The 15509-nt window shown below is 67.0% G+C and carries 10 protein-coding genes and 1 pseudogene; 7 read left to right on the top strand and 4 right to left on the bottom strand.

Annotated features, from left to right (window positions below):
* Positions 1-82: 82 nt before the first annotated feature.
* The 3 genes from ACFTZB_RS18445 to ACFTZB_RS18435 all read left to right on the top strand — a co-directional run bounded on the left by ACFTZB_RS18445 (position 83) and on the right by ACFTZB_RS18435 (position 7411).
* Entirely contained in the window at positions 83-1564 is a 1482-nt protein-coding gene (locus tag ACFTZB_RS18445) for a DUF1254 domain-containing protein (protein ID WP_378433403.1), read from the top strand.
* Positions 1565-1654: 90 nt separating this feature from the next.
* Positions 1655-4009, top strand: coding sequence for an arylsulfatase (locus ACFTZB_RS18440; protein ID WP_378433402.1), 2355 nt, complete (start codon positions 1655-1657; stop codon positions 4007-4009).
* A 138-nt stretch (positions 4010-4147) separates the two neighbouring features.
* A complete protein-coding gene (locus ACFTZB_RS18435; RefSeq protein WP_378433401.1) occupies positions 4148-7411 on the top strand; it encodes a protein kinase in 3264 nt (1087 codons plus the stop codon).
* A 21-nt stretch (positions 7412-7432) separates the two neighbouring features.
* On the opposite strand, the gene ACFTZB_RS18430 is transcribed toward ACFTZB_RS18435, so the two are convergent.
* From ACFTZB_RS18430 to ACFTZB_RS18420, 3 genes are all read right to left on the bottom strand, one after another.
* The gene (locus ACFTZB_RS18430) at positions 7433-7999 is read right to left on the bottom strand and encodes a peptide deformylase (RefSeq protein ID WP_378433400.1); all 567 of its coding nucleotides are present in this window, start codon (positions 7997-7999) and stop codon (positions 7433-7435) included.
* 50 nt (positions 8000-8049) lie between these two features.
* Complete coding sequence (locus tag ACFTZB_RS18425; RefSeq protein ID WP_378433424.1) at positions 8050-9423, bottom strand: flavin monoamine oxidase family protein; 1374 nt, start codon at positions 9421-9423, stop codon at positions 8050-8052.
* Positions 9424-9551: 128 nt separating this feature from the next.
* The gene (locus ACFTZB_RS18420; RefSeq protein WP_378433399.1) at positions 9552-10190 is read right to left on the bottom strand and encodes a TetR/AcrR family transcriptional regulator; all 639 of its coding nucleotides are present in this window, start codon (positions 10188-10190) and stop codon (positions 9552-9554) included.
* 107 nt (positions 10191-10297) lie between these two features.
* Here ACFTZB_RS18420 and ACFTZB_RS18415 point away from each other — a divergent pair.
* Positions 10298-11650: pseudogene (locus tag ACFTZB_RS18415) on the top strand (flavin monoamine oxidase family protein).
* 21 nt (positions 11651-11671) lie between these two features.
* On the opposite strand, the gene ACFTZB_RS18410 reads toward ACFTZB_RS18415, so the two are convergent.
* Positions 11672-12637, bottom strand: a complete 966-nt coding sequence (locus ACFTZB_RS18410) for an alpha/beta hydrolase (protein WP_378433398.1) — start codon at positions 12635-12637, stop codon at positions 11672-11674.
* 157 nt (positions 12638-12794) lie between these two features.
* Here ACFTZB_RS18410 and ACFTZB_RS18405 point away from each other — a divergent pair, with 157 nt between their 5' ends.
* The 3 genes from ACFTZB_RS18405 to ACFTZB_RS18395 all read left to right on the top strand — a co-directional run.
* Positions 12795-13460: a hypothetical protein gene (locus ACFTZB_RS18405; RefSeq protein ID WP_378433397.1), complete on the top strand. Its 666-nt coding sequence runs from the start codon at positions 12795-12797 to the stop codon at positions 13458-13460.
* Positions 13453-14808, top strand: a complete 1356-nt coding sequence (locus ACFTZB_RS18400) for a glutamine synthetase family protein (protein WP_378433396.1) — start codon at positions 13453-13455, stop codon at positions 14806-14808. Before ACFTZB_RS18405 ends, ACFTZB_RS18400 begins: the two co-directional genes overlap by 8 nt.
* The coding region (locus ACFTZB_RS18395; protein WP_378433395.1) for a gamma-glutamyl-gamma-aminobutyrate hydrolase family protein at positions 14805-15509 on the top strand (705 nt) is incomplete at its 3' end. The genes ACFTZB_RS18400 and ACFTZB_RS18395, both read left to right, overlap by 4 nt.

The raw sequence follows: 15509 nt of genomic DNA, 5'->3' as shown, positions 1-15509 counted from the left end.
TGTGAATCCTGTTGTGAGGCACGCCGGCGTTTCACCCGGCACGGGTGATGGCCGGGCCGGCGCCGTGGGGCACCGTGTTCGGATGGGTACTTCGTTCGACGATGTCGCCAGAGGGTTCACGCCCGCGAATGCCGGGCTGGCCCGGTCGGCGGGGGTTCCTGCCACCCTGGCGGGCGAAGGCTATGTGGAGGCCCTCGCCCGCGTCGTCTACTACTGGGGATACCCGGCAGTGGACACGTTCGGCCGCACGTCCATGTGGAACCTCATGGACGGCAAAGCCGGCCTGCAACTCGGCATCCTGCCCGGCGCAGCCAGGAACCGCACCGGTGCGCTGGCCGATTACATGAGTCCGGCGCAGCGGTGGGTGGTCTCACCGAACAACGACACGATCTACGGCGTCGGGTTCGCCGATCTGACCCGGGACGCCGTGGTCGTCCAGACACCCACCGACGTTCCCGCCGGCCACTACTGGACCGTCCAGATCACCGACGTACTCACCAACGTCGTGCACCAACTGGGTTCGGCCGCAGGCACACCCGGCGGCAAGTTCCTGCTCGTCGGACCCGCCTGGGAGGGGAACGAGCCCGCCGAATTCGTCGGTGTCCTGCGGATGCCGACCAACGTGGCCGCGGTGATTCCGCGCAGCTACGCCGCGCACTCGGAGGAATCCAAGCAGCAGGCCCGCGCCGTCCTCGACCAGATCGGGATGTACCCCCTCGACGAGGATCGGCCCGGGCAACGATCGTTCGGTTACGAGGCCGACGCCGCCACCGCCATCTTTCCCCCGGGCCTCACCGCCGAGATGCTCGCGGCGAATCCGGATGCCAGCAGGCCGCAATGGGTCAAGCCGGAATCGTTCTGGGCCGATCTCGGCGCGATGCTCGACTTCAATCCCCGGATGAGTGACTCCGACACCCCGATGGCCGATCAAGCGCGCACACTGGTCGCGTTGCACCGATCCGACGAGTCGTACCGCGCGCTCCTCGACCGTGCAGCGCTCAGCGCCGACGTCGCCCTCCATGCGTCGGCGACCTACGTCCAGGTCGGCGTGGACGTCGGCAACGGGTGGCAGCGTCAACGCAACGGCGGTGTGTGGGGTACCGACTGGTTCAGCCGGGCCCTCGCCTCGGTGATCTACATCTACGTCAACGACTTCCACGAGGCGGTCTACCTGATCCGGGGCACCGACAGCGCCGGCGGTCTCCTCCACGGCCGCGAGCAGTACACGATGACGTTCGCCGAGACCGCCCTGCCGCCGGTCGACCGAAGCCGTGGCGGGTTCTGGTCGTTGACCGTCTACGACGAGGACGCTTTCATGCTCGCCGGTGCCCCCGGTGGGCGTGTCAATCTCGGCACCGTCGACCTCGACGCCGGCGATCTCGTGTTCCGCGACGGGACACTCACGCTGTACCTGTCGCACGAAGAGCCCAGTGACCCTGCTGCACGGGCGAATTGGCTACCCGCGCCCGACGGTGAGTTCTGTCTGATCATCCGTGCATACGTCCCCGACCGGACGATCCTCGACGACTCCTACCGGTTCCCGGACGTCATCCGAGAACAGTAGGTGGGTTCGGGTTCACCCGTGTCGGGTGAGGTGTGTGAGCGCACGAGTGTCGAGGCTGTCAGCAGGAGTGTAGGCGAGGAGAGGCGCATCATGGTCAAGCCATTTCGCGGTGTTGTCAACGTCGATGTCCGGGATTCGGTTCCGGATTGGACGCCGTTCGAGCCGCCTCGGGCCCCGGAGGGAGCGCCGAATGTGCTCTACATCGTGCTCGACGACGTCGGATTCTCGGCAATGGGCTGTTACGGCGGGCCGATCGAGACGCCGAACATCGATCGGATCGCCGCGAAGGGGGTTCGGTACACGCAGTGGCACACCACGGCGTTGTGCTCGCCCACGCGGTCCTGTTTGCTGACCGGGCGAAACCACACGCGTAACAGCATGGCCTGCATCACGGAGGCGTCGATCGGATTCCCCAATGCGAGTGGCACGATCCCGCCGGAGAACGGCATGCTCTCGGAGATCCTCGGCGAGCGGGGGTGGAACACGTACATGGTGGGCAAATGGCACCTGTGCCCGACGGACGAGATGAACCTGGCGGCGACCCGCCGAAACTGGCCGAGCGGCCGTGGTTTCGAGCGCTGGTACGGGTTCCTCGGTGCGGAGACCAACCAGTGGTATCCGGATCTGGTCTACGACAACCACCCGGTCGACCAGCCCAGTTCGCCGGAGGACGGGTACCACCTCACCGACGACATCACCGACAAGGCCCTCGAGTTCATCAAGGACGCCAAGGTGATCGCGCCGGAGAAGCCGTTCTTCCTCTATTACGCGCCCGGTGCGTGTCACGCTCCGCATCACGCCCCGGAGGAGTGGATCGCGAAGTTCGAGGGCAAGTTCGACATGGGCTACGACGCGGTCCGTGAGCAGACCCTTGCCCGGCAGAAGGAGATGGGCGTCGTCGCGGCGGACACCGAGCTGCCGCCGATCAATCCGATCGGCACCCCCGACACCCGGTCGGGACCCGAGGGGCAGCCGTTCCCTGAACTCGACTACACCCGTCCGTGGGACACGCTGGGCGACGACGAGAAGCGGCTGTTCGCGCGGATGGCCGAGGTCTACGCGGGTTTCCTGGCCCACGCCGATCATCACATCGGGCGGGTGCTCGACTACCTCGAGCAGAACGACGAGTTGGAGAACACCGTCATCGTGGTCGTCTCCGACAACGGCGCGAGTGGTGAGGGCGGCCCGAACGGCTCCGTCAACGAGATGAAGTTCGCCAACGGCATCCCGGACGACCTCGCGGAGAACCTCTCGAAGCTCGACGATCTCGGCGGACCCAAGACCTACAACCACTACCCGAACGGTTGGGCGATGGCGTTCAACACCCCGTTCAAGATGTGGAAGCGCTACGAGTTCAACGGCGGCACCGCAGACCCGTGCATCATCTCGTGGCCTGCCGGGACGAAGGCGCGGGACGAGATCCGTGACCAGTACCATCACGCGATCGACATCGTGCCGACGCTGCTGGATCTCCTCGCGGTCGAACCACCGGAGACGATCAAGGGCCACACCCAGGCCCCGTTCGACGGCGTCAGCATGCGGGGCACGTTCGAGGACAAGTCCGCGTCCTCGGCGCGCCGGACGCAGTTCTACTCGATGCTCGGCTCGCGATCGATCTGGCACGAGGGTTGGAAGGCCGTCACAACGCACCCGACCATCGCCGGATGGGGCCACTTCAACGAGGACGAGTGGGAGCTCTACCACACCGATGTCGACCGGGCAGAGGTGAACAACCTGGCGTCGGAGCACCCGGACAAGCTGCGGGAATTGGTGAACATCTGGTTCGCCGAGGCCGGCGCGAACCTGGCGTTTCCCCTCGACGATCGATCGGGCGTCGAAATCATGGGCACGCCGCGCCCCCAACTGGCCGCGACCCGCGACCGGTACGTGTACTACCCGGACGTGGCCGCGGTGTCCGAATGGCAGGCGGTCAACACCCGCGGGCGGTCCTTCGTGATCGGGGCGCTGGTCGACATCCCCGAGCCGGGCGCCGAGGGCGTGCTCTTCGCGATCGGATCCCGCTTCGGCGGGCACGCACTGTATGTGAAGGACAACCGACTGCACTACGTCAACAACTTCGTGGGCAGCGACGAACAGATGATCGTCGGCTCCGAGGACATCCCCACCGGCACCGACCTGATCCTGTCGGCGTCCTTCGACAAGAACGAGCAGGAACCTGCCGCCACCCTGGGAACACTGTCCCTCTTCCACGGGGACCGGAAGGTCGGAGAGGGCCGGATCAAAACCCAGATGGGGGCGTTCGCGATCGCCGGTGCGGGGCTGTACGTCGGCAGGCACCCGGGCGAGCCGATCACCGAGGACTACCCCGGCGAATCACCCCATCGTTTCACCGGCGGCACGATCAGCCGGGTCGCGATCGACGTCAGCGGCGAACCGTACCTGGACCTCGAACGGGAAGCCGCCCTGATGCTCATGCGGGAGTGAGCCGGGCCGAATCCTCGGGACGAAGACGAACAGCGGCGTCTACTCGATTTGCCCGTCGTCGGCGATATCCTGGGGAGGCGTCCTCGAGAGGTAAGTGGTGCTGAACCGGCGACATGGCTCGGATGAATCGACCTAGCAGTGGCCGATGACGATCCGTTCGAGACCCAACGCGATGTGGACCCGACGGCCACCGCGCAGTTGAGTGCGGACGGATTCGACGACGCCCGGGAGATCGGGCGCGGAGGCTTCGGCGTCGTCTACAGGTGCACGCAGGCCACGCTCGACCGGACCGTCGCCGTCAAGGTTCTGACCACGGATCTCACGAAGGAGAATCGGGAACGATTCTTCCGGGAACAGCGGGCGATGGGGCGTCTGACCGGCCATCCGAATATCGTGACCGTGCTCGAAGTCGGCATCACGGGAAGCGGCGATCCGTTTCTCGTGATGCCGTATCACCCGCAGGGCTCCCTGGACACTCGGATCCGACGGCACGGCCCGCTGTCGGTGGACGAGGTGCTGCACCTCGGGGTCAAGCTTGCGGGTGCACTCGAGACCGCACACCGGCAGGGCATCGTCCACCGCGACGTGAAACCCGCAAACGTCCTCCTTACCGAATACGGCGAGCCGGCTCTCACGGACTTCGGGATCGCCCACATGTCCGGGGGCTTCGAAACGGCGACGGGCATCGTCACGGGTTCGCCCGCGTTCACCGCACCCGAGGTCCTCGGCGGCGCGTCCGCGAGTCCGGCGTCGGACATCTACGGGCTGGGTGCGACCATGTTCTGTGCGATCACCGGGCATGCAGCGTTCGAGCGGCGCAGCGGAGAACAGCTGGTGGCCCAGTTCGTCCGCATCACCACCGAACCGACACCGGATCTTCGGGAGCAGGGGATCGCGGACGACATCACCGCCGTGATCGAGGAGGCAATGGCCCGCCGACCCGAGGACCGGCCACCCTCTGCCGCCGCATTCGGTGAGAAGCTGCGCGACGTCCAGCTCCGCCGTGGCGTGCCCGCCGACGTCATGGCCCTGCACGCTTCGCCGACCACCGCCGCCCCGGACTCGGCGGACACTCCACGGCGAACACCGCCCGGCCCCTCCGCGCATCGGACGGGAAATCTCCCTCTGGAATTGACCAGTTTCGTCGGGCGCAGGCACGAACTCACCGAGGCGAAGAATCTTCTGGCAGCATCGCGGCTGCTGACGTTGACCGGAATAGGCGGAGTCGGGAAGACCCGTCTGGCGATACGCGTCGCCACGGCAATGCAGCGCGAATTCGCCGACGGGGCATGGCTCGTCGAACTCGGGGAGGTCCGCGACCCGTCTCTGGTGATCGACGTCGTCGCCACCACGCTCGGGTTGCGTGACCGGACGGCCCGGTCTCTTCGTGACGTCCTGCTGGACTTCCTCTCCTCGCGAGAACTGCTGCTGATACTGGACAATTGCGAACAAGTGGTCGACGCCGTGGCGGACCTCGCGACGACACTGCTGCAGCGGAGCCCCCGCCTGCGTGTTCTCGCGACCAGCCGGGAGCCCCTGACGATCGGCGGTGAAGCGACCTTGCGCGTTCCGCCGCTGACGGTCCCCGACCCGGATCGCGAGCCGTCACTCCAGGGTCTTCCCCGCTACGACGCCGTGTCGCTGTTCACCGAACGCGCCACCGCCGCGGTACCGGCCTTCACCCTCACCGAGGCCAACAAGACCGTGGTGACCCGAATCTGCCGCCGACTGGACGGGTTGCCGCTGCCGATCGAGCTGGCGGCGGCGCGGTTGCGGGCGATGTCGCCCGAGCAGATCCTGCAACGCCTGAGCGACCGCTACGCGTTGCTGACGCGCGGAAGCCGCGGGGCGCCCTCACGCCAACAGACGCTGCGGTTGTGTCTCGATTGGAGCTACGAACTCTGCACCGCGCGAGAGCAACGCGCATGGGAACAGCTGTCGGTATTCGCGGGTAGCTTCGAACTGGATGCGGCAGAACAGGTGTGCGGTGCAGACAGCGACGCACAGGACCTCCTGGACGCGGTGGCATCGCTCGTCGACAAGTCGATCCTGAACCGGGAGGACCAGGGCGTCACGGTGCGGTACCGGCTGCTCGAGACTGTCCGCGACTACGGCCGGGAAAAGGCTCAGCAGACCGACGACTATACGAACCTGCGTCGACTGCACCGGGATTGGTACCGTGAATTGGCCCGCACCGCTCACGCCGAGTTCATCGGCCCCCGGCAGATCGAATGGCTCTCCCGGTTCAGTCGCGAACGGCCGAACTTGCGGGATGCCATGGAGTTCTGCCTGGCCGAGGGCGACGTCGAGGAAGGCTTGCAGATCGCGACTACGGTGTCCCTGCTCTGGAGTACCCGCGGTCTGCTCAGCGAGACACGGCGATGGCTCGACCGGTTCCTCTCGTCACCGAATCTGCCGCCGACGATCGCGACGGCCAAAGCGCTCTACGCCGACTGCCTGATGGCCGAACAGCAACGGGACCATCAGCGTGGTGCTGCCCTCGTAGAGCAGGCGCATGCCCTGGCCGCCCGCGTGCCCGATCCCGTGGTGCACGCCGTCGTCGACCACGTGGACGGCGTCTTCGGGATCTTCAACGGTGATCTCGTGCGCGCGTGCTCCGGCTTCGAGGGGGCCGTGAGCGTGCTTCGAGAAGCGGGGCGCGAGTTGGTCATCCACGTCGAGGCGCTCACGTTGCTCGGTCTGACCTACGAGCTGCTCGACGACGATCCTCGCCGGGCGGTCGATTGCTACGAGGAGGCCCTCGCGATCACCGATCGTCACGGCGAATCCGTGTACCGGGCCTACGTCCTGTGGGTCATGGCGGTTGCGCAGTGGCGACAGGGCGAACGGCGTCGTGCAACCGAATTGCTCGAGGAGGGGTTGCGGCTCAGCCGACTCGTCGACGATCCGGTCGGTTGCGCGAACAGCCTCGAAGCCCTTGCCTGGGTCGCCGGCGGCAGTGATCCCGAGCGCGCCGGCATTCTGATGGGAGCCGCCGAAGCCATCGGTCACGCCGTGGGAAGCTCCTCGGTTTTCGTCCCCGACCTGGCCGTTCATCACGACGAGTGCGAACAGGTCGTCCGCGGAGCGCTCACCGAGAAGGACTACGAGCAGGCGCAGCAACAAGGCCGTAACATGGATCTCGACTCGGCCGTCGCGTACGCAGTCGGCGAACGGCTCCAGAAAGATTCCGGACCCTCCGGATCGGTGAAACTGACGAAACGTGAGCGACAGGTCGCCGAGCTGATCGCCGAGGGGATGACCAACAAGGCCATCGCGGCCCGGCTCGTGATCTCGGTACGCACCGCGCAGGGGCATGTCGAACACATACTCACCAAACTCGGATTCAACTCGCGAGCCCAGGTCGCGGCCTGGGTCGTGGAGGAGCGGCAATCCACCTGACCGCCGCCGGTCAGCGGTGGTTCACCAGCCGAATGGGTTACGGTCCGTGCCGGGCAGCCAGGTGCTGCCCGGTTCGGACCAACCACGCTTCTTGATCATCTTGCGGGCGGCGCGATGGTTGCGGCCGATCAAGCGGTCGAGGTAGAGATGCCCTGCCAGGTGATCCGTTTCGTGCTGCAGGCAGCGGGCGAGATAGCCGAGCCCTTCGAACGAGACGGGCTCGCCCGAGCTGTCGACACCGGTCACCCGCGCCCACTCGGCCCGGCCGGTGGGATAGCGCTCACCGGGGACGGACAGGCATCCCTCGAGGTCGTCGGGATCGGGCATCGTCTCCGGCAGTGGAGCTGTCTCGAGCGTCGGGTTGACGACATGACCGCGGTGCCGACGCCCGTCGTCGATGAGGTCGAACACGAAGATCGCTCTCGGATCGCCGACCTGGTTGGCTGCGAGACCTGCACCGTGGGCTGCCGTGTTGGTCTCGTAGAGGTCGTCGACGAAGGCGCGGAGTTCGTCGTCGAACACGGTTACCGGGACTGCCGGCGTGGTGAGTCTGGAATCGCCGGCGATGAGGATCGGTCGAATGGCCACACCGAGCAGAGTACTGAAGTCCCAGGCGGAGACGGGATCACCGGTTGCGTTCAGCGCGGCGGTCGGCGGTGTGCGGCGATTCCGCGCTGAAAGGCTTCTGCGACTTCGCGAGCGGCTCGCTCGCCTGATTCGATGGCCCCCTCGATGTATCCGGCGTGCTCGCTCGCCGTCTCGGTTCCGGCCCAGTGGATGTCGTCGATCGGATCCGAAGGCAATGGGAAGATTCCCGACGTGCTGCCTGCGGACGGTAGCGCCGAATATCCCCCGCCGGCGTGTTCGTCGAGGTGCCACGACTTTTCGTGCCAGCTTGCCGGCTGCAGGATGCCGGGCGACCCGATCGCAGCGGCGAGGGGTTCCAGGATCGCCTGCCTGCGGCCGGCTTCGTCGAGTCGGTCGAGTTCGCGAGCTTTCCGACCGCCGACCAGCACGCACAGGTGACCCGGACTGCCGGGTGGGGAGGTATCGAAGACCGCGAACCCGGGGCCGTCGAGAAACATGAATTCGGCATCTGTGGTGGCGAGCCAGAACGGACGCTCGTAGACCGCGACCGCTTTGTACACCGATCCCATGTACATGTCTTGCTCGAGGCGCCGCCGACCTGCCGGAAGGGGCGGGTCGAAGGCGATCTCGGCCGACACCGGGGGTGGCGTCGACACGATCACCTTGGACGCTCGGACGAGAGCCGACTGGGTACGGAGGACGACGCCTGTGCCGTCTCGACTGATGGATGTCACCCGACTGTTCGTGAGGACCCGTGGTCCGAGTTCGGCGGCAATCTTGTCGGTCAGGGTTCCTGCACCCTCGACGATCAGACATTCCTGTGCGCCGCCGTTCGTCGACAACATCGTGGAGAGTCCGCCCTGGTAGTGAATCATTGCGGCCAGCGCATCCATCGAGAGGCGGTCGAGGTCTGCCGTCGTCGACACCTCGACGACCACTTCGAGGAGGCGGCGGGCTTTGGCCGTCGGCACCTTGCGAAGCCACTCCTGCACGGTTGTCGAGTTCCATCGCTTCGGCGCTCCCCGCCTCGCCCGGATTTCCCAGGCCAGCAGAACGGCAGCGGCCGTCAGCATCGACGGACTCACGGCCGAGATGGTGCGGGCGTCGCCGACGACGGTCGGCCGCTTCGGTGTGCGCATGGGGAACACGGTGGCCCCGAGTTCGGCGGCCAGCGCCGAGAACCGGTGGTGTCCGTGGCCGATCCACTGCCCACCCAGATCGAGCCGCGAGCCCAAAGCCGAGGTTTCAGCCATCATCCGGCCACCCGTTCGGTCCGCAGATTCGAGAACGAGCACGTCGATCCCTTGTCGATGCAGCGCTCTGGCGGCAATCAGACCCGACATTCCGGCGCCGACCACAGCGATGCTGGTGTCGAGAGTGGTTGCTTGCTTGTCGTTCGGGTTGCCCGTTCCCTGTTGCACCATTGGTCTCACTCCGGGATGTCGATGATCCAGTGCCTCGGCAATGGCCGATGAATTTCTAAGTCGGACAGCCGTACGAATCAAGATAGAGTGAGGTCCACCCGAACGCAACAGCGTCCCGGATCCGAACCTCAGGCGGTATCCGCCTTCAGCGACTTCGTACGCGCGACCGGTTGAGGGTCGGCATAGAGAACGAGCATGTCCAGCGCGTGGTCGAGATCGCGTCGAGCGCGGTCGGGATCCGGCTTCGCGATGTATTGCAGGATCAGCCCGTCGACCTGGGCCAGCGCCATGCGGCCGAGGGTGTCGAAGCCGATGGCGCAGCGTTCCCCTGCCGCTTGCGCGGCCCGCTCGCAGAACTCGGTGACGAGCGCGCCGTAGCGCTCGTACTGCAGCTGGGCCAGCCCCCCGGCTGAATCGTTCCGCAGTGAATAGGTCATGAGTTCGTATTGCATGATCTGCAGACCGACCCTGGTCGTGACCAGTTTGTTCCAGAAATTGCCCACCCCGTGGCGCAGGGCGTGTTCTACGCCCTTGTCGGCATCGAGTTCGGCGCGGAGCGTCTCGGATATCTCATCGATGACGGTCGTGATGACTGCACGAAGTAGCTGGTCCTTGCTGGAGAAGACGTAGTGCAGCGTGCCGAGGGGGATGCCGGCCCGCCCGGCGACGGCGCGAAGGGTCGTTCCGGGGACGCCCCTGTCGCTGAACTCCCTGATCGCCGCCGCGATGATCTGTGCCTCGCGCTCCGACGCCTTGACGTAGGCCACCGCTTTCCTCCTCGATGTCACCCGCCGATCCGACACCACTCTTGCACACCGGGATGCTGTGATCTAGGTTACGGTCGGACAACCGACCGACTTTTGGAAGGATTGAGATGACGGATTGCGATGTTGTCGTAGTCGGCGCCGGGCTCGCCGGACTCACCGCGGCGAGGGCCCTGGCTGCCGCCGGACGCAGCGTGACGGTGGTGGAAGCACGCGATCGGGTGGCCGGGCGCAACCTCGGCGGACACCTGGCAGGTGGCGTCCCGGTAGAGATGGGTGGTCAGTGGATCGGCCGGACCCAGACCGAGGCGTTGACGTTGATCGGCGAACTCGGGCTCGAGACGTTCCCGACCTACGACGACGGCGACGCGGTCACCCTCTACTAAGGGAAGGTCACCAGGTACTCCGACGCGACGTTCGGTCTCTCCGATGGCGCAGCGGTGGAGGTCGGCCGGCTCCAGCAGGAACTCGAGGTGCTTGCCGACTCGGTGTCGCTGTCGTCGCCGTGGGTTTCGCCCGCCGCCTCCGAACTGGACCGTCAGACTCTGGACGAATGGCTGCGCACCCACACCGGCGACCCCGAGGCGCTGGCATTCTGGGCGGCGGTCGTGCCCGCCGTGTTCTCCGCCCAACCGGCCGAGATGTCCCTGCTCCACTTTCTTTTCTATATCAAGTCCGGCGGCATGATCGACATGCTCGTCGGCACCACGGGTGGTGCCCAGGAGCTGCGTGTCGTCGGTGGCACGCATCAGATTTCGGAGCGGCTCGCCGCGGAGCTCGGGGACGAGGTGGTCCGACTGAACAGTCCGGTTCACACGATCGCCCACGACGACAGCGGGGTCCGCGTCGAGTTCGACGGCGGAACCGTCACCGCTGCACAGGCAATCGTGGCGATCCCCCCGACGTTGGCGGGCCGTCTCCGATACCGGCCCGCGCTTCCCGGTTCCCGTGACGGCCTGACTCAGCAGATCCCGATGGGGTCGGTGATCAAGGTCCAGATCGCCTACCCGACGCCGTTCTGGCGGGAGGCGGGACTCAACGGGTTCGCCTTCAACCTGGACGACGAGCTGAGCGTCACCCTGGACAACTCGCCCGCCGACGGCTCGTGCGGGGTACTCGTCGGCTTCTTCGAGGGCGCCCACGCCCGCACCGCTGCGCTCCGGACGCCCGCCGAGCGCCGAGCCTCGGCCGTGGCGACGCTGACGAAGCTGTTCGGCCCTGCCGCCGGCGAACCCGTGGATTACCTGGAACAGGACTGGATGGCCGAGGAGTACACCCGCGGCTGCTACGGCGGCCGGCTCGGCGCGGGCGTGTGGACGCAGTACGGTGCGGCCCTGTCCGAACCCATCGGGCGCCTGCACTGGGCAGGCGCGGAAACCTCCGACACCTGGAACGGCTACATGGACGGGGCGATTCGGTCCGGCTACCGGGCCGCGGCCGAAGTGCTGGCACAACTGAACTAGCATGAGGCGCTGAGCGAAGAGCTATGCCCGGGCGATCTCGCGCAGGTGCAGGCATACCTCGTCGATCGCCTGTTTCGCCTGCGCGAACACACCGATCTCGGTGACGAAGCCGTGGAAGACGCCGGCATACCGGGTCAGCGAGACGGGGACGCCGTCGCGCCGCAGCCGTGCCGCGTATGCCTCGGCGTCGTCCCGGATCGGGTCGACCTCCGCGGTCAGAATCAGCGCAGGCGGCAGGCCGCTCAGCGATTCGGCGCGCATGGGTGCGGCGAGGTGGTCGTCCGCCCGATGCCCCGGGCCGACGTAGTGGTCCCAGCACCAGCGCGCGTCCACGGTGCTCAGTAGCGGCGCATCGCCGAATTCCGACCACGACGGCGTCGTGAACGTCCCGTCGACGGCGGGGTAGGCAAGGACCTGAGTCACGGGTAGGGGGCTGCGCTCGTCGCGTCGGTGCAGGCAGAGGGCGGCGGCGAGATTGCCGCCGGCGGAGTCGCCCCCGATCGCGATCCTTGTCGGATCGATACCGAGTTTTGATGCTGTCCGGGTCAGCCACACGTAGGCATCGAGGCAGTCTTCCAGCGCTGCCGGGTAGGGGTTTTCGGGAGCCAGCCGGTAGTCCAGGGACACGACCGTCCATCCGGATCCGGCGGCGATCGCGCGACACAGTTCGTCGGCACCGTCGAGGGTTCCCAGGACGAAGCCTCCGCCGTGCAGATAGACGAGGGCAGGCGTGTCGCCGTCCGGAGCGGCACTGTTCGCGCGGTACAGGCGAGCCCGGATCGCACCTGCGCGGGTCGGGACGGTCAGTTGTTCGACACGGTCGAGCGGCGTGATCGGCTCGGCAGGCGGAGTGGTGTTCAGGAGCGCCCGGGCCTGCTCCGGTCCCAGCTCCCGGATCGGCTTCTGCAGGGCGTGGGCGATCATCCGGGCCGCGGCCTGTGCATCGCCGTCGAGCAGATTCCACCAGGTGGGGGCGTCGTCGTTCATCTCGGGAACCTCGCAAGTCATTGACAACAAGTGATCTGTGCCTCACCATCATAGTCACGTGACCAAGACGTTTGACTGTGAAGGTCGCACTCCAACTGGGATCCGCTGCTGACGGTGTACCGCGCACATGATCTCGTCGAATCGAAAGGACTGAAGGATGACCGAAACGACGATCGGCCACGCGACATGCGAGGCCGACGCGGTCGACGGGGTCGACATCCGGATCGAGGACGACGCGAGTCCGATCGTCCGGCTGATCGGCCGCACGATCGCCGATTCCGTCCGCGCGAACCGTGCGGATTCCGTCGTGGAGGGGGTGGAAGGCATTGTCGCGGTCCGCTCCCACGACACCCCGCAGGCTGCGACGATCAGCATCTCGAACGGTGTCGTCGCGGTGTCGAGCGGTGTGTTCACCTCACCCGACGTCACCCTGACCGTCGACCTCAACGCGCGGCTCGCCCCGGTCGGCGAGCCCGCGGGCGAGCGCGACCTCGTCGCAACGTCGCTGGCACTGCTGTCGCCGCCGCTGCCGGACTGGCAGGTCGCCGCGGAGACGTTCTGGGCCGCGGCCCGGTCGGTACCGGGGATCCCCGACGTGCTCGTCGCGGTCGCGGACGGCCCCGACGGATTGGCCCAGCAGGTCGTCGGCGAGGGCGAGACGCACTATGTGATCGCCGGCCCCCCGGAGCTGCTGGCCGGGATCTTCTCGGGCGCCGACGATCTGATCGCCGCCCTGTCCACCGGTCTGATCGGCGTGCGCGGCACGCTCTCTCAGTTGTCGGTGCTCGTCGCCGCATCCTGGAAGGTTCGATACGATGTCTGAAATCACCGTCGCTGCAAAGGATCGCGATGCCGCCGTCCACACGGTCCGCCTCGAGGCCACCAATCACGACGGCTCGTTCCTCGGAAAGAACGTGGCGCCCAAGAAGTTCGCCGCGAGCGCGGGGTCGGGTTTCGCGTTCGCCGATCTCCTGTTCGGCCTCGACCTGGGCAACGATCCGACGTTCGGATTCGCCTACCCCGACTGGCGCGGGCACCTGGCCGACGTCCAGTTCCGGCCCGACATGTCGACGCTCGTGCAGTGGGAGCCCGGCCTGCAGTCCGTGATCGGTGACTACTGGCAGACGGACGGCACCCCGGTGGGGACCTGTCCGCGCAACCTGGCCCGAAAGCTGGTCGACCGACTCGCAACGCGTGGTTTCACGGCCACCGTGGCGGTCGAGATCGAGGCGACCCTGTTCCAGGAGTCCATTCACGAGGCCCGCGCCAAGGGATATCGCGACCTGACGCCGCTCGGCGGTTCCGCCGGAACCGCGTACCACCTCGCGAGATCGAAGGACTGGGTCGACTACATGTCGGCGGTCGCCCGTCGCCTCGAAGAGATCGGCATCGAGTGGGAGGCGTGGAGCGACGAGGACGCGGCAGGCCAGGTCGAACTCAACCTGGTTCCCGGTGAACCGATCTCGGTGTGCGATGCCTGGGCTCGCGCCAGGCAGGTGATGCGTGAGGTGGCCTTCGAACTCGGTCGCACCGTGACCTTCATGGCCAAGCCGACGGCCGGGTACGGTCAGGCCTCGCACGTCAACCTGTCCCTGCAGCGCGACGGGGTCAACAGTTTCTACGCCGAGGACGGGCCCTCACCGACGATGCGGCACGCGATCGGCGGACTCCTCGCGACGTTGCAGGGCGCGACGTCGATCGTGCTCCCGCAGATCACCTCCTACCGCCGCCTGGTCGACCTGAGCGGCCCGCCGACGACGGTCACGTGGGGCATCAGCAACAAGACCACCGCGGTGCGTGCGGTGTGCGGGCACCCGGAGTACTCCCGCCTCGAGTACCGGGTTCCGGGTGCCGACGCGAACCTGTACCTCGCGGTCGCGGCCATTCTCGCCGGGGTGGTCGCCGGCCTCGACGGCGCGATCGAGCCGCCCGAGCCGGTCAGCGACATGGCGTGGTGTGCACCCGATCTCGAGAGGTTGCCGAACACCATCACCAAGGCGGCCGCCGCTCTCGAGGCCGATCCGATCCTGCGCGAGCAACTCGGGGACGAGTTCGTCGACTACTGGGTGGGTACCCGCCGGTGGGAGTGGATGCAGTTCCACACCGCGGGTGGCGATCCGTTCGCCGAGCTCTCCGAATGGGAGTCGGCGCGATACTTCGAGTTCCCGTGAGCACGGAGAACGCGACGCCGGGCACCGTCCGGCCGCTGATCGGCATCACCGGCCGGCGGTTCCGGCTGGGGCTGGTCGACGGACTCGACAAGCGCTACGGCCACCTGTTCGCCGACGCCTTCATGTCCGACTTCTCGGACCGGATCGCCAAAGCCGGTGGCATTCCGGTGAACCTGCCCTACGATGCCGACCCGGAGGCACTCTGCCATTGGCTGGGTGGCGTGGTCGTCACCGGAGGCCAGGACGTTCATCCCGCGTGCTGGGGCGGCGACCCGTCGGTGGTGCGGGACGTGGACCCGCGGGACGATCCGATGGTCCACGACCCTGATCGGGACGAGTTCGAGATCGCGCTCGTGCGGGCCGCACTCGCCAGGCGCATTCCGGTGCTCGGGGTGTGCCGCGGCCTGCAGGTCCTGAACATCGCTCTGGGTGGCACGCTGATCGCCGACCTCCCGCCGGGGTCCGTCGAGCACCTGTCGGTGTCGCCCCCGCTCACCGACGGTGCCGACGACCACAAGGTGACGTTCGAGCCCGGTTCGATCGCGGAACGGCTGTTCGGCGCCAGTGCGGTGACCAACTCGTGGCACCACCAGGCGGTCGACCGCTGCGGTACCGGCCTCGTGGTCACGGGTCGCGCGGCCGACGGCGTCGTCGAAGCGGTCGAATTGCCGGGGGCCGCGGTGCTCGGTGTCCAGTGGCTG

It is taken from the genome of Rhodococcus sp. NPDC057014, assembly GCF_042673295.1.
Lineage (GTDB): Bacteria > Actinomycetota > Actinomycetes > Mycobacteriales > Mycobacteriaceae > Rhodococcus_F.
The sequence above is the reverse complement of the archived record's forward strand: the minus strand, read 5'-3'. Positions and strand labels throughout refer to the sequence as shown.